Origin of the sequence: Micromonospora sp. LHW51205 (genome assembly GCF_003315815.1) — a bacterium.
In the GTDB taxonomy this organism is placed as follows: domain Bacteria; phylum Actinomycetota; class Actinomycetes; order Mycobacteriales; family Micromonosporaceae; genus Micromonospora; species Micromonospora chalcea.
In genome coordinates this window covers 207,377-229,022 of record NZ_QMEZ01000008.1, presented here as the reverse complement: position 1 = coordinate 229,022, position 21,646 = coordinate 207,377, and the positions used below count along the sequence as shown (strand labels likewise).

At 71.5% G+C, this 21,646-nt stretch carries 24 protein-coding genes and 2 pseudogenes; 14 read left to right on the top strand and 12 right to left on the bottom strand.

Features of this window, described 5'->3' with window-relative positions:
• Positions 1 to 19: 19 nt before the first annotated feature.
• On the bottom strand, positions 20 to 427 hold the full coding sequence (locus tag DQE82_RS25735) for a GntR family transcriptional regulator (RefSeq protein ID WP_113974454.1): 408 nt from the start codon (positions 425 to 427) through the stop codon (positions 20 to 22).
• Between the two features lie 264 nt (positions 428 to 691).
• Between DQE82_RS25735 and DQE82_RS31520 the strand changes: the two are divergent.
• The 4 genes and pseudogenes from DQE82_RS31520 to DQE82_RS25720 all read left to right on the top strand — a co-directional run.
• Positions 692 to 1,000: pseudogene (locus tag DQE82_RS31520) on the top strand (Glu/Leu/Phe/Val dehydrogenase dimerization domain-containing protein); the annotation flags it as partial.
• A gap of 94 nt (positions 1,001 to 1,094) precedes the next feature.
• A complete protein-coding gene (locus DQE82_RS30895) occupies positions 1,095 to 1,718 on the top strand; it encodes a hypothetical protein (RefSeq protein ID WP_199496111.1) in 624 nt (207 codons plus the stop codon).
• 226 nt (positions 1,719 to 1,944) lie between these two features.
• Positions 1,945 to 2,037, top strand: a pseudogene (locus DQE82_RS25725) (IS5/IS1182 family transposase); the annotation flags it as partial.
• 206 nt (positions 2,038 to 2,243) lie between these two features.
• Positions 2,244 to 3,281, top strand: a complete 1,038-nt coding sequence (locus DQE82_RS25720) for a DUF808 domain-containing protein (protein WP_113974453.1) — start codon at positions 2,244 to 2,246, stop codon at positions 3,279 to 3,281.
• Between the two features lie 320 nt (positions 3,282 to 3,601).
• Here the strand turns inward: DQE82_RS25720 and DQE82_RS25715 are convergent, their stop codons facing one another.
• Complete coding sequence (locus DQE82_RS25715; RefSeq protein ID WP_113974452.1) at positions 3,602 to 4,474, bottom strand: SDR family NAD(P)-dependent oxidoreductase; 873 nt, start codon at positions 4,472 to 4,474, stop codon at positions 3,602 to 3,604.
• Positions 4,475 to 4,834: 360 nt separating this feature from the next.
• Complete coding sequence (locus tag DQE82_RS25710; RefSeq protein WP_113974451.1) at positions 4,835 to 5,419, bottom strand: TetR/AcrR family transcriptional regulator; 585 nt, start codon at positions 5,417 to 5,419, stop codon at positions 4,835 to 4,837.
• A 92-nt stretch (positions 5,420 to 5,511) separates the two neighbouring features.
• On the opposite strand from DQE82_RS25710, the gene DQE82_RS25705 reads away from it, so the two are divergent.
• Positions 5,512 to 6,441 (top strand): NmrA family NAD(P)-binding protein, encoded by a 930-nt coding sequence (locus tag DQE82_RS25705; RefSeq protein WP_043324852.1) that lies wholly within the window; start codon positions 5,512 to 5,514, stop codon positions 6,439 to 6,441.
• 148 nt (positions 6,442 to 6,589) lie between these two features.
• Here DQE82_RS25705 and DQE82_RS25700 read toward each other — a convergent pair whose 3' ends face one another.
• Complete coding sequence (locus DQE82_RS25700) at positions 6,590 to 7,774, bottom strand: Cmx/CmrA family chloramphenicol efflux MFS transporter (RefSeq protein WP_113974476.1); 1,185 nt, start codon at positions 7,772 to 7,774, stop codon at positions 6,590 to 6,592.
• A gap of 535 nt (positions 7,775 to 8,309) precedes the next feature.
• Between DQE82_RS25700 and DQE82_RS25695 the strand changes: the two genes are divergently transcribed.
• The 3 genes from DQE82_RS25695 (at position 8,310) to DQE82_RS25685 (ending at position 10,748) form a co-directional block, all read left to right on the top strand.
• On the top strand, positions 8,310 to 9,173 hold the full coding sequence (locus DQE82_RS25695) for a DUF1684 domain-containing protein (RefSeq protein ID WP_113974450.1): 864 nt from the start codon (positions 8,310 to 8,312) through the stop codon (positions 9,171 to 9,173).
• A 34-nt stretch (positions 9,174 to 9,207) separates the two neighbouring features.
• Positions 9,208 to 9,741, top strand: a complete 534-nt coding sequence (locus DQE82_RS25690; RefSeq protein WP_113974449.1) for a flavin reductase family protein — start codon at positions 9,208 to 9,210, stop codon at positions 9,739 to 9,741.
• 92 nt (positions 9,742 to 9,833) lie between these two features.
• Positions 9,834 to 10,748, top strand: a complete 915-nt coding sequence (locus tag DQE82_RS25685; RefSeq protein ID WP_199496109.1) for a zinc-binding dehydrogenase — start codon at positions 9,834 to 9,836, stop codon at positions 10,746 to 10,748.
• A gap of 165 nt (positions 10,749 to 10,913) precedes the next feature.
• Here the strand turns inward: DQE82_RS25685 and DQE82_RS25680 are convergent, their stop codons facing one another.
• Positions 10,914 to 11,537, bottom strand: coding sequence for an NADPH-dependent F420 reductase (locus DQE82_RS25680; protein WP_113974447.1), 624 nt, complete (start codon positions 11,535 to 11,537; stop codon positions 10,914 to 10,916).
• 64 nt (positions 11,538 to 11,601) lie between these two features.
• On the opposite strand from DQE82_RS25680, the gene DQE82_RS25675 reads away from it, so the two are divergent.
• The gene (locus DQE82_RS25675) at positions 11,602 to 11,970 is read left to right on the top strand and encodes a helix-turn-helix domain-containing protein (protein ID WP_104113336.1); all 369 of its coding nucleotides are present in this window, start codon (positions 11,602 to 11,604) and stop codon (positions 11,968 to 11,970) included.
• Between the two features lie 181 nt (positions 11,971 to 12,151).
• Here DQE82_RS25675 and DQE82_RS25670 read toward each other — a convergent pair whose 3' ends face one another.
• Positions 12,152 to 12,754, bottom strand: a complete 603-nt coding sequence (locus DQE82_RS25670) for a TetR/AcrR family transcriptional regulator (protein ID WP_113974446.1) — start codon at positions 12,752 to 12,754, stop codon at positions 12,152 to 12,154.
• Between the two features lie 117 nt (positions 12,755 to 12,871).
• Here DQE82_RS25670 and DQE82_RS25665 point away from each other — a divergent pair, with 117 nt between their 5' ends.
• The 5 genes from DQE82_RS25665 (at position 12,872) to DQE82_RS25645 (ending at position 16,468) form a co-directional block, all read left to right on the top strand.
• Positions 12,872 to 13,588, top strand: coding sequence for a DUF998 domain-containing protein (locus tag DQE82_RS25665; protein ID WP_113974444.1), 717 nt, complete (start codon positions 12,872 to 12,874; stop codon positions 13,586 to 13,588).
• A 323-nt stretch (positions 13,589 to 13,911) separates the two neighbouring features.
• On the top strand, positions 13,912 to 14,094 hold the full coding sequence (locus tag DQE82_RS25660; RefSeq protein WP_113974442.1) for a hypothetical protein: 183 nt from the start codon (positions 13,912 to 13,914) through the stop codon (positions 14,092 to 14,094).
• 150 nt (positions 14,095 to 14,244) lie between these two features.
• Positions 14,245 to 15,168 carry an NAD(P)-dependent oxidoreductase gene (locus DQE82_RS25655; RefSeq protein WP_113974440.1) on the top strand — a complete coding sequence of 308 codons (924 nt, stop codon included), beginning with the start codon at positions 14,245 to 14,247 and terminating at the stop codon, positions 15,166 to 15,168.
• A complete protein-coding gene (locus DQE82_RS25650; protein WP_158560012.1) occupies positions 15,165 to 15,641 on the top strand; it encodes a nuclear transport factor 2 family protein in 477 nt (158 codons plus the stop codon). The genes DQE82_RS25655 and DQE82_RS25650 overlap by 4 nt, the downstream gene beginning before the upstream one ends.
• The gene (locus DQE82_RS25645) at positions 15,638 to 16,468 is read left to right on the top strand and encodes an SDR family NAD(P)-dependent oxidoreductase (RefSeq protein WP_113974436.1); all 831 of its coding nucleotides are present in this window, start codon (positions 15,638 to 15,640) and stop codon (positions 16,466 to 16,468) included. The genes DQE82_RS25650 and DQE82_RS25645 overlap by 4 nt, the downstream gene beginning before the upstream one ends.
• Before the next feature lie 48 nt (positions 16,469 to 16,516).
• Here DQE82_RS25645 and DQE82_RS25640 read toward each other — a convergent pair whose 3' ends face one another.
• From DQE82_RS25640 to DQE82_RS25615, 6 genes are read right to left on the bottom strand one after another with little or no spacing between them, the layout of a single operon-like run.
• Entirely contained in the window at positions 16,517 to 17,386 is an 870-nt protein-coding gene (locus DQE82_RS25640) for a TIGR03619 family F420-dependent LLM class oxidoreductase (RefSeq protein WP_043324844.1), read from the bottom strand.
• A 4-nt stretch (positions 17,387 to 17,390) separates the two neighbouring features.
• On the bottom strand, positions 17,391 to 17,909 hold the full coding sequence (locus tag DQE82_RS25635; RefSeq protein WP_113974434.1) for a nuclear transport factor 2 family protein: 519 nt from the start codon (positions 17,907 to 17,909) through the stop codon (positions 17,391 to 17,393).
• A gap of 50 nt (positions 17,910 to 17,959) precedes the next feature.
• Positions 17,960 to 18,850: a TIGR03619 family F420-dependent LLM class oxidoreductase gene (locus DQE82_RS25630; RefSeq protein WP_043324843.1), complete on the bottom strand. Its 891-nt coding sequence runs from the start codon at positions 18,848 to 18,850 to the stop codon at positions 17,960 to 17,962.
• On the bottom strand, positions 18,847 to 19,983 hold the full coding sequence (locus DQE82_RS25625; protein WP_199496108.1) for a TIGR03617 family F420-dependent LLM class oxidoreductase: 1,137 nt from the start codon (positions 19,981 to 19,983) through the stop codon (positions 18,847 to 18,849). Before DQE82_RS25625 ends, DQE82_RS25630 begins: the two co-directional genes overlap by 4 nt.
• Positions 19,980 to 20,855 carry an SDR family NAD(P)-dependent oxidoreductase gene (locus DQE82_RS25620; protein WP_113974432.1) on the bottom strand — a complete coding sequence of 292 codons (876 nt, stop codon included), beginning with the start codon at positions 20,853 to 20,855 and terminating at the stop codon, positions 19,980 to 19,982. Before DQE82_RS25620 ends, DQE82_RS25625 begins: the two co-directional genes overlap by 4 nt.
• A complete protein-coding gene (locus tag DQE82_RS25615; protein WP_051611058.1) occupies positions 20,852 to 21,499 on the bottom strand; it encodes a PaaI family thioesterase in 648 nt (215 codons plus the stop codon). Before DQE82_RS25615 ends, DQE82_RS25620 begins: the two co-directional genes overlap by 4 nt.
• Positions 21,500 to 21,646 lie beyond the last annotated feature (147 nt).

The following is a 21,646-nucleotide window of genomic DNA, read 5'->3' as shown; positions in this document are numbered from 1 at the left end:
CTCTGTCCTCTCGTTCCGCTCACGCGGGTTCCTTCTGCGGGGTGTCTTCAGGGAGGGTGGCGCGCAGCGTGGTCTCCACCAGGGCGATGACGTCCTCGGCGGTGAGGCCGGCAGCCTGCGCCCGGTGCAGCCAGGCAACCAGGTCGTCGCGTAGCTCGGCCTGGTTGGGCAGCGACGCGCCGGCCAGGGTGCGCTGGACGAACGTGCCCACTCCGGGGCGGCCGCCGACCAGACCCTCGATCTCCAGTTCCCGGTACGCCTTCAGCACCGTGTTCGGGTTGATCGCCAGGGATTGTGCGACGTCCCGGACTTTCGGCAACTGGTCGCCCGGCGTCAGCAGGCCGACCCGCAGAGCCTGTTTCACCTGCTGCACGAGCTGCATGTAGGTATTCACCTTCGACCGGCTGTCCAGTACGAATTCGATCACTCGCGATGATTCCTCCTGTCCTACGACAATAGGACTACCAGACAGGCTCGCCGGGACTGTGGCTCCTGTCAAGCCCGACGCGACACGCGCCCGGCCCGACGCGGCACGTCACGGGCGGCTGCCCGGCGTGTCGACCGGGTGGCGCCAGCAGGCCAGAGGTTGGCACCGACGGGTCAGCGGCTCGGGAAGGAACCGGCAGCAACCCAGGTGGAAGGAGAGGTGTGCGATGGTCGCCAACGAACTGACGACGCCGAGGGCTGGTCCATGCACGAACACGTCGTCATCAGGCGGGGCGTACGGTCCGGCCTGCCGATCGTGGTCGCGGTGCACTCCACCGTGCTCGGTCAGGCCATCGGCGGCTGCCGGGTCGCGCAGTACCCGCACTGGCGTGACGGGCTCAGCGACGCGCTGCGGCTGTCGGCCGCGATGTCGGACAAGTGCGCGCTGGCCGGGCTGCCCAACGGCGGCGGCAAGACCGTCGTCGCGCTGCCCCCGGGCAGGGCGCTCGACGCGGCCGCCCGTCGGGCGGTGCTGCGTGACGCGGGCGACGCGATCGCCGGGCTGGACGGTGCCTATGCCACCGGGCCGGACGTGGGAACCGGACCGGACGACATGGTCACGATCGCCGAGCGGGCCCCGCATGCGTTCTGCCGACCGGTGCACGCCGGTGGCAGCGGCGACTCCTCCGGACACCGCCGTCGGCGTCCTCGCCGCGCTGCATGCCCTGTGCGCCGAGCGATTCGGGTCAGCCGATCTGTCCGCGCGCAGCATCGCCGTGCTCGGCCTCGGCCGCGTCGGCGGGCACGTACTGCGCATGCTCGCCGACGCCGGCGCGACCCTGGTGGCCGCCGACATCGACGAGGGCAGACGAATGCTCGCCGACACCGCGGGTGCCGCCTGGACCAGCCCGCAGGACTGCCTGACCGCCGACGTGGACGTCCTCGTCCCCGCCGCCCTCGGCGGTCTGCTCACCCCGCACACAGTGCCGACACTGCGCTGCGCCGCGATCGCCGGACCGGCCAACAACCAACTCGACACCCCGGCCACCGCCGATCTGCTGCACCAGCACGGCATCCTCTGGGCACCGGACATCATCGTCAGCGCCGGCGGCATCATCCACGCCACTGCCGCCGAGCTACACCGGGAAACGTCCGCCCAGGCCACCGCCCGGGTACACGGCATCGCCGACACCCTCACCGACATCCTGCGCACAGCCCGCGCCACCGGCTCGACCCCGGCCGCTGCCGCTCGCGCCCGCGCCCGCCACCGCATGGAAAGCGGCCGCCGCTGACCCTGCCACCACCCGACCGCAAGACAACGGCCAACCGCCACACGTGACGGCGGCAGATGAGGGCAGTGCGGAGCGAGCGCTCCACCAGCTAGAGGGCGGAGATTGAGCTGGGAGCTCGTTCTTGCCGAGCTAGCGCGCGTATCACGTTCAAGGAGCCGTGTCGCCAGGCCGCGAGGCTGCTCAGCAACTGGATTGTCGCTCCAGTCGCTGTCTGCCGAGGGCGGCCCGTCTACTGCCCCTGGTCGACGAGATCCCGCCGATCAAAGGCATCCGCGGCCGACCCGGACAGCGACCGAAACGCATCTATGCCGACCCTGGCTAACGGCGACCGCGGCGGACGGGCTCGGCCTGAGCTGGCGCCAGGTTGATGACCCGGGCGCGGTGGTGGCGGGTCGTCGGCTGAGCGCGATAGACGCTCACCTCGAGCTCTCGCCCGATATACGGCCGGGCGGTGGCTTGCCGCGCACAGGACCTGAGCGAGAATGGGCCAGTTCGAACTCTGCGCAACCCTGGAAGGACCCTCCCTTGGCCGGTGGACTCGTAGCCCTGCTGGATGACGTGGCGGTGCTGGCCCGAGCCGCTGCCGCGTCGATCGATGACATCGGGGCGGGCGCCGCGAAGGCCGGCGCCAAGGCTGCGGGCGTCGTCGTCGACGATGCTGCCGTCACGCCGCAGTACGTGCGGAGCCTGGCGGCCGAGCGCGAGTTGCCGATTATCAAGCGCATTGCCCTGGGGTCGCTGCGCAACAAGTTCTTCATCATCCTGCCGGCCATGCTGCTGCTCAGTCAGTTCGTGCCCTGGCTGCTCACTCCGATCCTCATGCTCGGCGGCGCCTACCTCTGTTACGAAGGCGCGGAGAAGGTGTGGGCCAAGATCGCCCATCACGATGCCCACGGCGCGGGCGAGGAAGAGGTGCAGGACGAGACGACACTGGTGTCCGGGGCGGTACGAACCGACCTGATCCTCTCGGCGGAGATCATGGTCATCAGCCTCAACGAGGTGATCAATGAGGCGTTCTGGTCCCGCCTGGCGATCCTGGCGGTCGTCGCCGTCGTCATAACCGTCATGGTGTACGGCGTGGTGGCCCTGATCGTAAAGATGGACGACGCCGGGCTGCGCCTGTCGCAACGTTCCGGCGCCGTCGCCACGTTCGGCCGCGGTCTGGTGAGGGCGATGCCGGTAGTCCTCACCGTGCTGACGGTGGTCGGCACCGCGGCGATGCTGTGGGTGGGCGGGCACATCCTGCTGCTAGGCACGAACGAGCTGAACCTGCACTTCCTGTACGAGGCCGTGCACCACGTGGAGGTCGCCGCCCACGACTCCACGGGTGCGCTCGGCGGGCTCGTCGGCTGGCTCGTCAACACGGTGGCCAGCGCGATCCTCGGGCTGATCGTCGGAGCGCTGGTCGTGCTGGTCATGACTCTCACGCTCCACCGCCGCAAATCCAAGCCTGCGGCTGCGACCGCGGCGGCCACGACTCGTACTGACGGCACCATCCCCGCCCAGCCGAGCCGTGCAGCTCAGCGTCGCGACGATCCTGCGGACCGAGCGCCGCGCGTTTGACCGCAAATCATCGCCACTCGACTGCGGGGTCAGGCGTTCTGGTGCTGAACCGCGCTTGGTACTCCAGCCGCACCTGGTGGGGTCGGAGTCTTCGCTGGTAGTGGGCCGTTTTGGCGCGGTATTGGTGTCGTCGTCGCCATCGTGAACTACCGACTCGGCATCCGGTTCGACCGGATGCTGGAAGCGGCCCAACGTCGGCGGAGCCGGGCGTTGAGAGCTGGGCGAATAGGTCGCGGGCACTCCCGCAGTCGGGATGTGCCGTTCCGGCGTCAGCGCTCGACGCCGAACTGAATGCCGCCTCGGCCATCAGCGTACGGCGATCAGAACGGGCGAACCGCGGGCGGCATACCTGGGAAGTCCGCCGACTCGCTCACCGACGCCCACTTCTCGACGTCGTCGAGCGCTGCACGGTAGGCGCGGGTGAGGTTGCGAACCGCCTCGGCGCCGAGCGGGAGCCGGAGCGGCGCGTCGGGTGTGTCGAGCATGTTCCGGATCACCCGGGCGGCTCGTGCCGGGTCGCCCTCCTGGATGCCGTCGGCTCCCTCCATGTTCGCGCGCACGGCACCGGTGACCCCCTCGTAGATCGAGCTCTGCCGTGCTGTGTTGAGCACGTCCGCGGAGTTGAACGCGGTGCGGAATCGACTGGGCTCGACGATGAGGACGCGGATGCCGAACGGTGCGACCTCGCCCGCCAGCGCCTCCGACCAGCCCTCGAGCGCGAACTTGCCGGCTGAGTAGCTGCCGACGGCGGGAAACGACATCCGCCCGCCCTGGCTGCTCATCTGCACGACCGCACCAGAGCGACGTTCCCTCATGTGGGGCAGTACGGCACGCACGTAGGCGGCCGGGCCGAACAGGTGCTGCTCGAGCATGGCCCGCAGAGCAGCGTCCGTGATCTCTTCGGCGGCGCCGACCTGTCCGGCGCCTGCATTGTTGACGAGCACGTCGACGCGCCCGAACACCTCCAGCGCCCGCTGCACGACCCCGGCCGCTCCGGCCGTGTCGCGCACATCGTGCGCGACGGCGAGGAGCCCATCCCCGTACCGCGCCTTGAGCCCGTCGAAGCGGTCGGCCCGTCGCGCGGTCCCGATCACATGCTCGCCAGCCTGGAGTGCCGCCTCGGCGAGCCCCAGACCGAGGCCGGAACTCGCGCCCGTGATGATCCATGTTCTCGTCTCGGCTGTCGTGGTCACGGCCCCGACACTAGAGCTTCGAGCGCGCTTGAAAGCAAGCCGCGCTCAGGCTCCGGAGGCGACGAGTGGTCCCGCCCGCTTGATCCTCTGCGCGACGATCTCGGTTTCGACGCTGTGCACGCCGGGGAGCGCACCGCGCACCGTTTGCGTCTCAGGCTGGAAACCGAGTTGTCGGTAGACCTCGGCCTTGTCGGCTGGGTCGGCACAGTGAGACTGAACTGGTTGCCGTAGAAGGCGCGGTGAGGTTCGCCGACCACAACGGCGCAGGGTAGGCCCGCGAGCCGTGGCTCGGACCCCAATCTGGTCCGGCGAAGCCGGCCCGAGCTACGGCTTGCGATCAGGCCGTGGCCCGGGGCGTGGTCAGGCACCTGAATTCGGAAGCGGGCTGTGCTGTGCGGGTTCCTGCGGTGTCACCGTGAACCCCGTCATGGCCAGCGAGAGCAGGCGGGTCGCTGTGGTACCGGGGTCGCGGTCGTTCTCGGTCGCCAGGGCGATCCCGGTGACCAGCGTCGACAGGTCGCCGAAGGTGACGTCGGGCGCCAGCACTCCGGCCTCGGCGGCCCGGCGTACCAGTGGCTCACCCGCCTCGGACAGTTGGTCGGACGCGCAGTAGACGCTTTCGACGCGGCCGCGGTTCAGCGCCTCGGCCAGGCCCCGGATCGTGGCGGCGGCCCGCGTCATCTCGATCAGGAATTCGACGAGCGCGGCCCTGGGGTCCGTTTTGCCCACTAGTTCGCCCGCGCGGGCGCAGAGGGCGTCGATGCGCTCCCGGAAGACGGCTTCGAGCAGGGCGTGGCGGGTCGGGAAGTGGCGGCGGACCGTGCCGGAGCCCACCCCGGCGGTCCGGGCGATCTGTTCCAGCGACGCGTCGGCCCCGTGCTCGGCAACCGCCTCCGCTGCCACCGCGAGCAGAAGTTCGTAGTTGCGGCGTGCGTCTGCTCGCATGTCTCACCTCGGCGTTGCTAAGCGGCGGGGCCCGCCGTATCTTAGCAAGCATAAACGGCGGGCCCCGCCGTTTCTTGGGTCGAGGAGTGTCCATGTCTGATCGAGCACCAGTACTGGTCACCGGCGCTACCGGCCAGCAGGGCGGGGCAACCGCCCGCGCCCTGCTCGCCGCCGGCGTCCCGGTGCGCGCCCTGGTCCGTAACCCTGCTGCCGCCAAGGCCGCCGCAGTCGCCGCCCTCGGCGCCGAGCTGGTCACCGGCGATCTCCGCGACCCCGCATCGCTGGTCCCGGCCGCCCGGGGCGCCCGCGCCGTCTTCTCCGTGCAGATGCCGGAGCTGCGCGGCGACACCTGGGACTTCGAGAGCGAACTCGCCCAGGGCGTCAACCTGATCGAGGCCGCGCTGGCCGCGGAGGTCCCGCAGTTCGTGCACACCTCGGTGTCCGGCGCCGGGCGGCACGAGGACGCCCCCGGCTGGACCGACGGACGCTGGGCCGCGATGGAGCGCGTCTTCCTGCCCAAGGCCGGCATGCAGGAACGCGTCCGGGCCGCCGGCTTCGACCGGTGGACGCTGATCAAGCCGGGCTTCTTCATGGAGAACTTCCTGCCCGACCTGGCCTACCTGCTGCCGCGGGGCATCGCGGGCGGGCTCGCGACGGTCCTCCGGCCGCAGACCCACCTGTCGCTGGTCGCCGTCGACGACATCGGTCGCGCGGCCGCAGCTGCCGTCGCCGACCCCGACCGCTTCCACCGCGTCGAACTCGAACTGGCCGGCGACCACCTGCCGATGACGGAAATCGCGAAGATCATCGGTGAGTCGCTCGGCATCGACGGCACCGCTCCCGACATGACCGAGGCGGAAGCGCTTGCCGCCGGCATGCCGCCGTGGGCCACCACCTCCCACGAGTTCTTGAACGTCGCCGGGCAGCCGGCCCGGCCGGAGTTCGCGCGCGCCCTCGGCATCCCCCTGACCTCGTTCGCTGAGTGGGCCGACCGCCACCTGCGCCCCCTCCGTCAGGGCTGACGCCAAGGCTTGGTCATTGTCACGCCCATGGACACGCCGTCCGGTCCAAGTCGGCGAGTTTGTCGGCCCCGACGTGAGCGATCGGTCGAGTTCGACATCGTCGACGAGCCGCCGACGATGTCGACATTGCGCGGAGCATTCGCGTGAGTCACCGGACGACCTCCCCACTCCGGTTCCGTGGCGCGATCAGCCCCACCGATGGAAGCAGCATGAGCAGGGCAAGCCCAGTCAGGAGAGAGGCCACCCACACGGGGCCGAGGTCACTGGAATCCGACAGCGTCAGGGCCGCAAGTGCCGGGCCCGCGGCGGCTCCTATGTTGAGCGCGGCGGTTGCGTAGGAACCTCCCATGGTGGGCGCTTCGGATGCTGCGTAGAGCACCCGCGCGATGAGCGTGCTACCCACCGCGAAAGCCAGGATGCCCTGGACGAAGACGAGGATCAGCAGCAGTACGGGGTGTGTGGCGACGAGTGCGAGTGCCAGCCACCCCAGGAACAGGAGGGGAGCGGCCACTCCGAGAATCGGACGAGGGCGCCGGTCGGAGAGCCGCCCGGTGGCAGTGACGCCGATGAACGATCCGATGCCGAACACGACCAGGGCCAGCGGTACCCACACCTCGTCCAGTCCTGCGGTCTCGGTGACGACGGGTGCAAGAAAGGTGAACGCCGCGAAGGTCCCGCCGTTGACAAACGCTCCTAGCAGCATTGCCACGAGCAGTCGGGGCTTTCGGAGTTGCGCGAGTTCGAAGGCCAGAGACGTGCCGGCGGCGGGCCCTTCCGCTGTCGGCTCCGAGCGGGGCCGGATCCCCGCGAGGATGCCGACAGCGGCGGGGACACACAGCAGCGCGACTGCCCAGAAGGTCGCTCGCCACCCCATCGCGGTGCCGAGCAGCGCGCCCGCCGGGACGCCTGCGACGACAGCGATCGTCGTACCGGAAAGGAGGGCCGCCAAGGCACGTCCCTTCTGGTTCGGGGCCACGAGACCGGTCGCGGTGGTGAGGGCGACGGCCAGGAAGCCGGCGTTGGCAACCGCAGCCAGGACACGGGTTGCGAACAGCACGGAGAAGGACGGGGTTGTCGCGGCGACGACGTGGCAGAGAGTGAAGATCACCACGAATCCAAGGAGCGTGGTCCGTGCCGGCCACCGACGTGCGAAGGCAGCCATGAGGGGTGAGCCGACGATCATCCCGACCGCGAAGGCGGAGGTGAGCAGCCCGGCGGACCCGACGGAGACATCGAGGCTCGTGGCGATGTCGGGCACAAGGCCCGCGAGCATGAATTCAGAGGTGCCCATGGCGAAGACGGCGAGGGCAAGCAGATGGAGAGCGAAAGGCATCGAGTTGCTCCGAGGCATGAAACGGACAGAAGGCGTCTCGTCACCACGGCCAACCCTGGGGTCGAACAACCGCCCGCACGCATGCGGTAGTGGGCGGGAGGCTGGAACCTCAGTGGTTCAGGGGCTGACGGCGTGGCCGAAAGCCCCCGAAGTGTCCGACTCGGGGCTCGACATGGACGCCACTTTACCGATGGCTGCCCGGCTCCCGCACATCCATTTTCGATGAGGCAGGCCGCGCGACAGCTGCCTGGTTCGCCCCATTCCGGTAGACGTTGCGATGGCCACGCGATGCTGAGTGGCTCCGGGGCTTGAAATCCTACTTGCTCAGTAGGAAAATTGATCCATGCTGCTTGTTCGGCTGTTCACCTCCCGCCGGGTCGTCGACCTGATGCGGGTCGCCGCGCAGCTCTGTCGCGTGGCGACCCTTCCGGCCTGAGCGGGCGCTCGCTGCCTCTCGGTCCTCGTCCCGCCGGCTCGCGTCCGGCACCTCCGCGCCCGTTTCCGAGCGGCCGCACGTCAACGAGAGGGATCCGTCATGAACAGTGAACCCGCACCGTCCGCACCCCCCGACGCCGCACGACCCACCCGCGCGTTCGCCGACGACTGGCAGGAGTGGCACCGCCGGCACGAGGAGGCGCGGGCGGACCGCCACGGCTTCCTCGCCGTGGCCGGACTGCACTGGCTCACCGCGGAGCCGCAGCGGTTCCCCGGTGTGCCCGGGGAGTGGCGCACCGGGACGGACGGGCCGGTGGTGACCCTCGCCGACGACGAGGAGATCGTCGTCGACGGCCGGCGCATCCGGAAGAGGCATCAGTTCGGGGTGATCGCCGAGCGCGCCGGGATCACCGTGGAGATCGACGGTGATGTCCTCGAGGTGGCCCGGCGGGGTGGGCGCGACATCCTCCGACCCCGACGCCCCGACCACCCGCTGCGGACGCGCTACCGGGGCACCGCCACCTTCCCGCCCGCCGAGCGGTGGGTGCTCCAGGGGCGGTTCGTGCCGTTCGAGCGTCCCCGGCCCACCACGGTCGGCGCTGCCGTGGAGGGGCTCCAGCACATCTACGACGCGCCCGGCCGGATCGAGTTCTGCGTCGACGGGCTGCCGCTGAGCCTGACCGCGTTCAACGGTGTGACGCCCGGCAGCCTGTCGGTGCTGTTCACCGACACCACCTCCGGCATCACCACCTATGGGGCCAACCGGTCGCTGGCCGTCGGCGCGCCGGACGAGCAGGGCCGGGTGACGCTGGACTTCAACCGGGCCGTCAACCTGCCGTGCGCGTACACCGACTTCGCGACGTGCCCGCTGCCACCGACGGAGAACCGGCTGCCGGTCGCCGTCGAGGCCGGGGAGAAGATTCCGTACGAGCGGCTGGCGGCCGACCCCGCCGCCCGTTCCTAGCGCTCCGCGCCCACACCACTCGGGAGGAACGCCCATGACCTCGTCCGCCGACGACCCGATGGACGCCGACGCCGACGCGCTACGCAGGTTGCTGCGCCACCAGGCCAGCACCGTCACTGTGGTCACCGCCCCCGGTGCGCCGCCGGTGGGCTTCACCGCGACATCGTTCACGTCGGTGTCGCTGACGCCGCCGATCGTCTCGTTCTGCCTGAACCTCGGCTCGTCCACGTGGCCGATGCTGGCGCAGGCCCGGCACGTGGCGGTGCACCTGCTCGCACACGGCCAGCACAAGTTGGCCCATACCTTCGCCACGAGCGGCGTCGACCGCTTCGCCGCTCCGACCCGCTGGCGGCCCGGGCCGAACGGACTGCCGATCCTCGACGGCGCCCTGGCCTGGCTGGCGTGCCGGGTCGTCGACCGGGTGGTCGTCGGCGATCACGCGGTCGTGCTGGCCGAGCCGGAGTTGCTCCGGCACGCCGATGTCGGCTCTCCGCTGCTCTACCACCGGGGTCGCTACGCCGGTCTCGCGGACGCTCCGGACGGCACGGCCCGTCGCGCCGCCGCCTGACCATCGGGCCGGCGTCTTGCGCCGGTCGTCGTCGACAGGGTCGCCACTGTGGGCCACCTGTCGGGAACCTGGCGAGGACCGAAGGAGGTCGTATGCGTGCGATCGTCGCCGCTCCGGGCACCGTCGACGGGTTCCGGGTGACCGATGTCCCCGAGCCCGAATGCGGGCCGGGGCAGGTGCTGGTCGAGGTGCGGCATGCCGCCGTCAACAACGGCGAGATCCGTCACCTCGACCTCTGGCCGGCCGGACAGGTGCTCGGGCACGACGCCGCCGGAGAGGTGCTGCGCGCCGCCGAAAGCGGCACCGGTCCCCGGGTGGGCGACCGGGTGCTCGCCTTCGGACCGGGCGCGTGGGCCCAACTCGCGGTGTTCGACCTGGACAGCGTCGCGGTGGTGCCCCCCGATGTCGACCTGTCCGAGGTTGCCGCGCTGCCGATGGTCGGCCTCACCGCGCTGCGGACGCTGCGTGAGTCCGGTCCGCTGCCCGGGCGTCGCGTACTGATCACCGGGGCGTCCGGGGGAGTGGGCCGAGTTGCCGTCCAGTTGGCTCGGCACGAGGGCGCGTACGTGATCGCCGCGGTCGGGTCGGCGTCCCGGGGCGACGGGCTGGCAGCGCTGGGGGCCGACGAGGTGGTGGTCGGCCTGAAGGCTGTCGGCGACCCGGTCGACGTGGTGCTGGACACCGTGGGAGGCGCCCAGCTGGTGGCCGCGTGGGGTCTGCTCGCGCCGGGCGGGGTGCTGCACAGCATCGGCTGGGCCTCCGGTGAACCGGCCGTCTTTCCGGTGAACTCGACCTTCGCCCCGGGCGCGTCCCGGACGCTGCGGTCCTTCGGCGACACCACCGCCCCGGCCGCCGATCTGGCGCTGCTGGTGGACCTCGTGGCTCAGGGGGCGCTGCGGGCGCCGATCGGCTGGCGCGGATCGTGGCGTCACCTCGGGGGCGCGATCGAGGCGCTGCGGGAACGACGGGTGCCGGGCAAGGTCCTGCTCGATCTGGACCGACTGTGACGGCGCAGCGGTGAGTGGCCGGCGGATCGGTCCCGGCCCGGAGCGGGTCTAGGTCGACCCGCCGGACACTTTCGGATCGGGCAAGTGGGAGATCGACGGGTGGGAGAGCAGACGGCGCTCCCGGCGGGGACCGTCCGCCTCCACGAGCGGCCTGTCGGACACATGTCAGCGGGGAACCGACGGAATCGCCGACTGCGGGTCGACCCCGGCGAACGCCAGCCCGATGACAAAGCCGGCGACCTCCTCCAACTGTCGTACCCGGTCGAGCGTTCCGAGGACCGCGGAAACTCCACCGACGTCTCGCACGAGCGACCCGACGACATCGAGTGCGCGCTCGTCGTCACCGCACATGGCGACCGTGACCGGTCCGGCATCGGGCGTCACCCACCGCTCGGCCGGGAAGAGATGGAAAGCCTTGACCACGTGCGCGCCGGGTGCGAGGGCGGCGATGTGGCCGGCGGCCGACCGGGCGGGTTCCGTCCGGAGGGTGCCGACACCGTGCTCGACGGCGTTCGTCGGGTCGATCAGGGCGAGGCCGGCCAGTGCGCCGGCGGGCCCGCCGGCCGCTGTCAGCATCTCGGTGACGCCGTCCCAGTGGACCGCGAGCAGAACCGCGTCGGTGCCGGCGGCGACCGTCGGCACGGGCCGCGCGGTGCCGCCGATCCGGTTCGCGATCGCTTCGGCGGCGGCCGTCGAGCGACCCCCGATGATGATGTCGTGTCCGGCCCGGGCCCAGCCGGTGGCCAGTGCCGTGGCGAGGTTGCCGGTGCCGAGGATTCCGATCCGCATACCGTCACGCTAGGCAGGCCGACGCGCACCGGATGGTGCATGTCGGGCGTGCCAGGATGGGCGCATGGGTGACGGCGACCTCTGCGAGGAACTCGTAGCCGACTGCCGGATGCGGATGGCGACGGACCTGTTCGCGCACACGTGGGATGCGGTCGTGCTGGCCGCGCTGGCCGAGGGCGCCCTCCGCCGCCGCTCACTGCGGGCACGAATCGGAGGAATCAGCGACAAGGCGCTCACCGAGGCCGTACACAGGCTGGTCGGCAACGGCCTGGTCGAGCGGCGGTTCTTCCCCCAGGCGCCGCCCCGGGTCGATTACGCGCTCACCGATCTCGGCCGCAGCTTCGCCGACGGCCCGATGCGGGCGCTGGGCGCCTGGGTCACCGAGCATGGCGACGAACTGTTCGAGGCGCAGGAGCGGCTCAGCGCGTCGTAGCACCGCGAACGGCCCGGGCCGTTCGCGTACCCCGCCTACTGAACCGTCCGGAGTCGTCGGGGTCGGCGATGACCTCAACCGGCGGTTCAATGCGCTCTTTGGTGACGTGGGCCAGGACTCAACGGGAAGCCCGTCACCGTGACGGGGCCGTGAGGTTTCCATACGCCCATTGGCGTGGACGCTACGTGCCTCGCGCCGGGTCGTGCTCACTCCAGCCCTGATCGAGGATCCGGAATCCCGCGTCGAGCATCGGATCGGTGTCACTCGTCACGAGTAGCTGGATCTGGAGGGCGAACCGGGCGTAGATCCGGATGTCGTCGCTCGGCTGGGACAGGCCGAGATCCTCGGTGATGGCTGCGACGAGTGCGTCCTCATGGCGGAGCCACATCCGGGAGGCGTACTCCTGGAGGGCCGGTGTGGCTTCCATCAGCGACATGACCCGGCGGCGGAGCGGCGCTTCCTCGCCGGACCACATGGCGACGAATTCGGAGCGGTAGTGGGCCTTCAGCGCTGCCGAGATCGAGAGGCCGGCCGGCCGCTCGCGCACGGCGGCGACGAGTCGCTCGCGTTGCGCGTCTTCCTCGTGGAAGAGGAGTGCCTCCTTCTGGGGGAAGTGGGCGAAGACAGTGGTGGGGGAGACGTCCGCCTGGTCGGCGATCTCCCGCACGCTCACCGCGTCGAAGCCGCGCTCGAGGAACAGCTCCTGCGCAGCTCGCAGGATCGAGGCCCTGGTCACGGCCTTCTTGCGCTCGCGCCGCCCAGTTCGATTCGGCTCCCTTGCCATGCCGTCATCGTACAACTCTGACCATGATGGTATTGACACCAAAACTGGTATCACTACACTTCCGTAGTGATACCAGGCTCCTCTGCCCCTGCCGACCTCGCCGAAGGGCTCCCGGCCATGACACAACTGGTGAAGGCAACGCCGAAGGCAACCGTCTCTGCGGCGTACCGGAGCGGCCAGCGCCAGCCCGCCGGGGCGGCGCTGGCCGCCGCAGCAGCGATCTTTCTGCTGCTCGAGTTCGTCGCCGCCGCGGCCTGGCGGAGCCCGCCCTACAGCTACACCTACCACTACATCAGCGACCTCGGAGTCCACGGCCCGTTGACCGCGTTCGGCCAGTACATTTATTCGCCCCTCTGGTGGGTCATGAACACCGGCTTCTTCCTCTTCGGAGTCCTGGTGTTCATCGGTGTCGCCCTGCTCGACGGCCTGCGAGGCTGGCGCCGGGGGGGCCTGCTCGGCATGGCCGCCCTGGTCGGTGCCGGCGGCGTCGTGCTGGCGCTCTTCCCCGGCGACGGCGAAGCCGACCGGCAGGGCACTGTCGACTTCCACGGTCTGGGCGCCATGGCCGCCATCGTCGGCGGCAACATTCTGATCATCGTGCTCGGGCGCATGTACCGAGACCTCCGCATCGGCAGGAAGCCCGGGAAGGCCATGGTCATGCTCGGCGCCTTCGGACTCGTCTCCACGGCGGCTTTCCTCGCCGTCGCCGGGTCAGGGACCAACGTCTTGGTCGGCCTCGTCGAGCGCTGCGCCGTCTACCCGATCCTCATCGGCCTCATCTCCGCAGGGGTGTCCATCTGTCGCCGCAGCTACCGGGACGCTGCCGCGCTCTAGTTCGCGGCCGAGAGGGAAGAGCACCTGCCGTGGTCGCCGACGACCACGGCAACGGGAGTGGACATCATGCACCTGCTGACGGTCTGGCATGCCTTCCGCCAGGCTCGGGCAGCCCGCCGGGCCATTGACTGGCTGCTCGACAGATGCCTGATCGATGACGCTGCCGCGAGCCGCTGTCGGACCGAGCACCCTGACCCGGACGTGCCGTGAGTCGAACAGGCCGAGGAGACGGGGGCAGCAGAGCAGGTTGATCGAGCCTATTCGACTTCTCGGAGCAGGGCGGTCCGCCCTGCAGAGACGCGAGCTCGCATGTCGGCGACCTCATGCGATGCCAGACCGTAGTCGGTGAAGTCTTCGTCGTCGAAGCGGTCGACGTGGCGAAGCATTGCGGCGAACACGCTCCGGTCGAATCCGTCGTCGGCGGCGTGCGCGAGGTCGCAGAGCTGGTCGAGGGTGTACCGGCCGCTGATGGCGGCATCGATGTCGAGGAAGTCGCGGGCGGCTGAGTCGCAGGTCGATGTCGGCGCGGCGACGCCTGGCGCGGTGAGCGCCTGCTCGTGCTAACCTACCAATCGCTTGGTTGGTTGATACGGAAGTCATGCCGGCTCCCAAACGCACGCCGGGGGAGCCGCCTCACTACGCAAGGAGACCTCGCGATGGAGGTACTCGTGGTCGGTGGAACCGGCATGATCGGGGTCCACACCGCCCTTCACCTGCGGGACCGGGGAGACAACGTCACCGTCGCCGCCCGAGGGACGGTCGACGCGGACTCACCCGTCGCCGGCCTGCCCGTCCTCCGCGGGGACTACGCCCGCCAGACCTTCACCCGCCAGGACCTGGCCCCCTTCGACGCGGTCGTCTTCGCGGCCGGGCAGGACGTACGCCACCTGCCCCGGGACGCGGACGAGGCCACGTTCTGGAAGGAGACCCAGAGCGCGGGCGTGCCGGCCTTCGCCGCCCTCGCCAAGAGTGCGGGCGTCTCCCGCTTCGTCCAGGTCGGCAGCTACTACCACCACCTGCGACCCGACCTGGCCGACTCCAGCGCCTACGTCGCCGCCCGCCGCGACGCCGACGAGGGTGCCCGGGCGCTGGCTGACGACTCCTTCACGGTCTGCACCCTCAACCCGCCCTCGATCATCGGTGCCATCCCCGGCGTCACGGCAAAGCGCTACCGCCGCATGGTGTCCTGGGCGGCCGGCAACGAGCCGCAGATCCCCGACCACGCGCCGGCCGGCGGCACGAACTACATGTCGGCCCGGTCCCTGGCCGAGGCGATCGGCGGCGCGCTCGACCGTGGCGCGGCGGGCGCGGCCTACCTCGTCGGTGACGCCAACCTGACGTTCACGCAGTTCTTCCAGCTGCTGGTCGACGCGGCCGGGGGCAACCGCACCATCGCCGAGCGCGACGAGCCGCACCCCTTCATGCCCGACTCGATGATCGTCCAGGGTCGCGGGAACGTCCTCGCCTACGAGCCGGATCCGGCCGAGACCGCGCTGCTCGGCTACACCCGCGGCGACTGCGAGCGCGCCGTCGCCGAGCTCGTCCAGGTCGTCCGCGCGGCGACCGCTCGCGCGGCGTGACCGGCCTCGGCGCGGCCGACCTCACCGCGCTGCGCGCGCTCTCCGAGACGTACGCCGCGGCCGCCGACGACCGCGACGCGGCAGCGATCGGCGCGCTGTTCGTCCCGGACGGCGTCCTGGTGGTTCCCGAGCCGCCGGCGCACCTCGGCCCGCACGTGCCCCACGTCGGCCGCGCCGCTGTCGTGGCCGCGTTAGGGGCGCTCGCCGGCACCCTGGCGACGACTCACGTCGTGGCCGGGGCGCGCTACCTGCCGACGCCGACCGGGGCCCGTGGCCGGGTCCGCGGCACGGCCCACCACCTGGTCCCCGGTCGCGACGGGCCCTCGGACGTGGTCTGGTTCCTGCACTACGACGACGAGTACGCGCGTACCGGCGAAGGATGGGCCTTCACCCGCCGCGCGGTGACCGTCAACTGGATCGAACGCCACCGCGTCTCCGTGACCCGGGCCGACGAGGAAGGAACCGGCAGATGAGCGCCACCCGCAGGCTCGAGGGCCGGATCGCTGTCGTCACCGGCGGCGCCCTCGGCATCGGCGGCGGCATCTCCCGCCGTCTCGCCGCCGCTGGCGCCCACGTCGTCCTCGTCGACATCGACGGGGAGGCCGCCACCGGCACCGCCGCCGACATCCGGAGTGCCGGCGGCGAGGTCGAGGTCGTCCTCGCCGACGTACGCACCGCCGACGGTGTCGCCGACGCGGTCGCCGCCGCGGCGGCCGTCGACTCGGGGCGGGTCGACGTGCTCGTCAACAACGTCGGCGACTTCCGCCCGGCCGCCAAGACCTTCCTGCACTCGACCCCGCAGCAGTGGCAGGCGCTCTACGAGATCAACCTGTGGCACGTGCTCGCGATGACGCATGCGCTGCTGCCCGGCATGGTCGATCGGGGCCGTGGCGCCATCGTCAACAACTCGACAGTCGAGGCCTTCCGGGGCATCCCGGCGTGCGCCCCGTACTCCGCCTACAACGCCGGGGTCAGCGCCTTCACCAGGAGCCTCGCCGTCGAGGTCGCCGGTCACGGGGTACGGGTCAACGCCATCGCGCCCGACCTCGCCGACACGCCCCAGACACCGGCCGCGGCGATGCTGCGCGGACGCGACCCGGAGCTGATCCGTACGTGGATCCCCGTCGGACGCTTCGGCGAGCCCGACGACTACGCCGCCGTGGTCGAGTTCCTCGCCAGCGACGACGCCCGCTTCGTCACCGGGCACACGATCCCCGTCGATGGAGGAACCCTGGCCGCATCGGGCTGGTACGCGCGTGCCGACCGCAAGGGCTGGTCGAACATGCCGAACGAGGCGTGACCGTGGACGCCGGGGCTCGTCGCCGGGTCCCGGCGTCCACGGCAGTGCTCAGTCGCGGCGGTCGAGACCGAAGAGCTCCGCTGCCGCGGCGAGCTGGTCGAGGTACTCGGCCAGGTCACGGTGCCGGACGACGAGGTTGACCACGGTGGCGCCCGCCTCGCCGATCCGGCCGACGAGGTCCAGCGCGGCCTCGGGGGCGCCGGTCGGGTCGAGGCGGGCCGGAGGCGTGATGACGACGTCGAACCCCTCCGGCAGGTCGTGCTCGGCGAGCATCCGCGGCAGCGTCTCCAGGTCCGGCCCGCGATACGTGACGGGGGCCGGCGCCCACCCGTCGCCCAGGGTGACCGCGCGCCGCAGGGCACGCCTGCTGTGGCCACCGACCCAGATCGGGACCTTCTGCTGAACCGCGTGCGGGCTGATCACCTGCTCGGTGAAGTGGTAGTACTCCCCGTGGTAGGTCGCGAGCCGTACCGACAGGGACGCCCGCAGCGCCCGCAGGGCGTCGTCGGCCCGTGGCCCACGGTCGGCGAACGGACGCCCGAGCAGCGCGAACTCCTCCTCCAGGTTGCCGACGCCGACGCCGAGGACGACCCGCCCGCCGCTGAGGTGGTCGAGCGTGCCGTACCGCTTGGCCAACTCCAGCGGATGGTGCAGCCCGAGCACGAGCACGTACGGCAGGAAGCGGATCCGCTCGGTGATCGCCGCGAGGTACGAGAACGTCGCGACCGGGTCGTAGAAGCGTTCACCCCGGGCCAGCCCCGGTGACACGCTGACGTGCTCCGGGCAGGTGAAGAACTCGTACCCGAGCCGGTCGGCGGTGGTGAAGACGGTGCGCAACTCGGCGACCCCGGCCTCGGCCTCCCACGGGGGCCGGGGCCCGGAGTCGGCCAGGACCGGGGAACTGAGGCCGATGCGCACGGCCTCAGGCCTCGGATTCGACGGCGCGGGCGAGGAGGTCGCGGCCCTCGTCGGTGCCGTCGAGCTGGCGGTTCCAGCGGTGGGTCACCTTCCAGCCCTCGTCGGTGCGGATGAACTCCCACCGGTTGGAGCCGGTACGCCAGATCCGGTAACCGTTCTGGTCGGGGGCGCTGAGCACGAGCTGCGAGTAGTTCGTCACGACGGCCCGGTCGCCGTCGACGACGATGTGCGGCAGCCCCATGAGGTGGGCGGCGCCGTTGTTGATCAGGGCCTGGTGCCGATCACCGTTGACCATGCCGCGCAGCGCGTCCCGGCCATTGAGCACGACCGGGAAGGTGTCGTACACGCCCTCCTCGGTCCACAACTGGGCGGTGATCTCGGCCGAGCCGCTGTCCACGGCGGGGCCGTAGCTGGCCACGATCCGCCAGAGGGCGAGCTGGTCCTCGGCTGCGGCGAGGCGCCGTTCGGCCTGTTCGAGGCGAGCCTCGAGCAGGGCGAGCCGGTCGGGCTGCGAGTCGCTCATGGTGGGTTCCTTTCGATCGGGTCTCGTCGGATGAACCGGTCGGCGGCCGGTCAGGCCGGGTTCGTCTCGAAGCGTTCCGGGGCGAGCTCGCGCAGCGCGGCCATCTGCTCGAGGTGGTGGGCGGCCGAGGTGGCCACGAGGCTCGCGTTGACAGCGGTCGCCCCGACGGTGTCGGCCGTGCGCAGGTGCGCGCGGGAGCCGTCCGGGTCGCCGAGCGGGTCCAGCGGCGGAATCTGCAGCACGAGGTCGAAGCCGTCCGGGCGTTCCACGGATTCCCAGATGCGGGTCAGCTCCCGCGGTCCGAGGCCGAACGGCGCCCACCCGGTGCCGTACGTCACGGCGCGGCGCAGCGAGCGGCGGGTGCGCCCGCCGATCCACATCGGCACCGTGGTGCGCGGCGCGTGCGGTTCGACGACGAAGTCGGTGAACGTGAACCGGGGCCCCTCGTGGTGCGGCACGGCCCTGCCCCACGCCGCGCGCAGGGCGGTGATCGCCTCGTCGGCGATCTCGCCGCGCCCGGCGAACTCGGCGCCGAGCAGGTCGAACTCCTCTTCGAGGCTGCCGACCCCGATCCCGAGGACGACGCGGCCGCCGCTGAGCAGGTCGAGGGTGCCGTAGGTCTTGGCGAGGGCGAGCGGATGGTGGTAGCCGATGACGACGACGTTCGTCGCGAGCCGGACGCGGCGCGTCGCCGAGGCGAGGAACGACAGCGTGGCCACGGGGTCGAAGTACGTCGCGCCCCGCTCGGCGGCGATCGGGGCGGGCACGGCGACGTGCTCGCTGCAGGTCAGGTGGTGGTAGCCCAGGTCGTCGGCGGCGCGGGCGACGGCCAGCAGCGCGCCGCCGACGTCGGGGCCGGACAGGACGTCCCGTTCCCAGGCGGCCGCGGTGCGCGGATGCTGGACGACGACCGGGGTGAGCAGCCCGATGCGTGCGGTCATGACAGGGTCTCCGATCCGGCGACGCCGCGCGTCGCGCTGGTGGGGCCGGCGTTCGCGGGCGGGATGGTGGCCGCGGCACTGGTCGGGATGAGCCGGAGGCGTTCGAGCAACGCGCCGAAGTCCTCGTCGTCGTCCGGGTCGAGCGGCAGCCCGAGCCCGAGCCCGTCGGCGATGCCGCCGTACGCCTGCCCGAGCACGTCCGGCAGCTCGGCGTAGGTGCCGTGCGGGATGAGAGCGGCCAGGGTCTCGTCGTCGAGGACGGTGGCGAGTCCGGTCCAGCGCCCGGAGGCGGCCATCGCGGCGAGCCGTTCGCCGACCCGGCCCAGGCCGAGCCGGTCCAGGGTGGTGCGGTAGGCGGGAGTGGAGAAGAGGAACGCCAGCTCCTGGCGGGCGGAGTCGCGGCTCGCGGCGAGCGCGGCCGGCGTCGGCCCGGTGATCGACTTGGACACCACGACGACCCGCGGGATCCCGGCGCGTCCGGCCCGCTCGGCCCCGGCGCGCAGCGCGGGGAGCACGACCGTGCGCAGGTGACTCGGGTGCGAGTTCGTCGCGTGGGTGACGAAGCCGTCGGCGAGCTCGCCGGCCACCTCGCAGACGCGCCGGTTGACCCCGCCGGTGTACAGCGCCGGGGCCGCGGTCGGCAGCGGGCCGGGATTGAAGTACGGCTGCAGCCGGGTGAAGCGGTAGTGGCTGCCCTCGTGCTCCAGGGGTTCGCCGGTGCTGAACGCGGCGAAGATCGCCCGGATCGAGGCGAGGTAGTCGCGCAGGTTCTCCACCGGCCGCTCCCACGGCACCGAGAACCGCCCGACGATGTTGCCGCGTACCTGGGTGGCCAGACCGAGCTGGAAGCGGCCCTCGGAGAACCGCGCGAGGTCCCACGCGGCGTACGCGGTCACCATCGGGCTGCGGGGGAAGGCCAGCGTCATGCTGGTGCGTACGGTGATCCGGCTGGTGTGCTCGGCCGCGAGCAGCGCGACCGCCAGGGAGTCGTGCGTCGTCTCGGGGATGTGCACGGTGTCGAAGCCGAGCCGTTCGATGCGCGCCACGACCGCGGGCACCTCGCGCAGCGCCGTCGTCGGCGGCAGCGTCGTGGTCAGCTCCATCCGGGTGGCGGGTGTCTGTGGCGCCGTCACGGGATGCGGCCCGCCAGGGTGGCGTCGACGACCTCGTCGCCGTTGACGATCCGGGCGAGCTTCTCCAGCCGTGGTGCGCGCCGCAGGTGTGCCCCGCCTTCGACGGGCAGGCACGCGCCGGTGATCCAGGAGGAGCCGGGACCGCACAGGAAGCGGACCGCGGCGGCGACGTCCTCGGCGCGCCCGATCCGCGACAGGGGCTTCTCGGCGACCGTCGCGGCGGCCAGTTCGGGGTCGGCCAGCAGCCGGCCCGGGTTCTCGCCGTCGGTGGCGACGATGCCGGGGCGTACCACGTTGACCCGTACCGCGAGGTGGCCGAGCTCGTCGGCGGCGACCCGGACGAGCGCTTCGAGCGCGGCCTTGCTCACCGAGTACGACGGCATGAACGGGAAGGAGTGCCCGCCCGCGCTCGACGAGGTGCACACGATCGCGCCCCCGCCGCGCGCGGCCAGGGCCTGCCCGCCGTGCCGGATGGCGTGCAGCGCCGTGGTGACGTTGCGCCGGAAGTCGTGTTCGAGGGTCTCGGCGTCGAGGGCGAGCAGGGGACGGAAGGTGCCGCCGCCGACTGTGGTGACGACCGCGGCCAGCGGGGTCTCGTCGGCGGCGCGTACCGCTGCTGCCACGTCCTTTTCGCGGGTGGAGTCGCCGGCGCTGATCCGTACCGGTGGTGCTCCGGGGGCGGCCGCGGCGATCGTCCCGGCCGCCGCCCGCAGCGTCGCCTCGGTCCGTCCCATGATCGTCACGGCGGCGCCGTCGGCGGCCAGCGCGGCGGCGATGGCGCGGCCGAAGCCGCCGCCCCCGCCGATGACGAGCGCGCCGCGGCCGGCGAGCGGGCCGGGTGCGGCGCTGCTCGGATGGGGATCGGTGCTCATGCCTGCTCCCTCGACGCTCGGCGGAACTTCTCCCGCGTGGACGGGTCGTCCATGAGGACGAAGGTGCCGGTGGCCGTGACGCACGTCAGGTCCCCGACGCGCAGTTCGCCGGAGCTGCGCACCTTGCGTCCGTCGCGCCCGTCGTGCCGGGCCAGGATCGTGATCGTCGAGCCGATCGGGATGGCCGCGCGGAACGAGATGTCGAGCCCGACGGTCACCGCGGCGTATCCGGCGCGGGCGTTGGCGATGCCGAGGGCGTGGTCCATCAGCATGGCCGAGGTGCCGCCGTGCACGTGCCCGGGTGGTCCTTGGAAGGCAAGCCTCAGGGTGACCTCCCCGCGTAAGGAACCGTCCGGCTCTACCCAGAGGGACACCGGCGGCGACAGCGGATTCTCGGTGCCGCCGGCGGGGTCGAAGCGGCCCGGGCCGGGCTGGCGCCACATCGTCGCGATCCGCTCGGCGAGGTCCGGGGCGTGGGCGTCGATCCGGGCGGTGAGCGCGTCGAGGTCGGCCACTATCGCGTCGGCGTCGGGGTCGACGGCGCCGCCCGCGCGCGTGATCGCGTCGATGAGCCGGCGGGTGGCCGAGGCGACCGCGTCGATGCCGGTGTCGCGGGGCTGTGCCGTGGCGAGGGGGGCTTCCACCGTGCGGACTCCTTTGGCCGGCCGGACATCAAGCAACCAAGCGCTTGCTTGATGCGCACCTTAGCGACCTGATCGCGTGCTGGCAACGGTTGCCCGCTACGCGCAGCCCCCTTGTCGATCATGCTGCCGATCGCCTATTGACGTGCC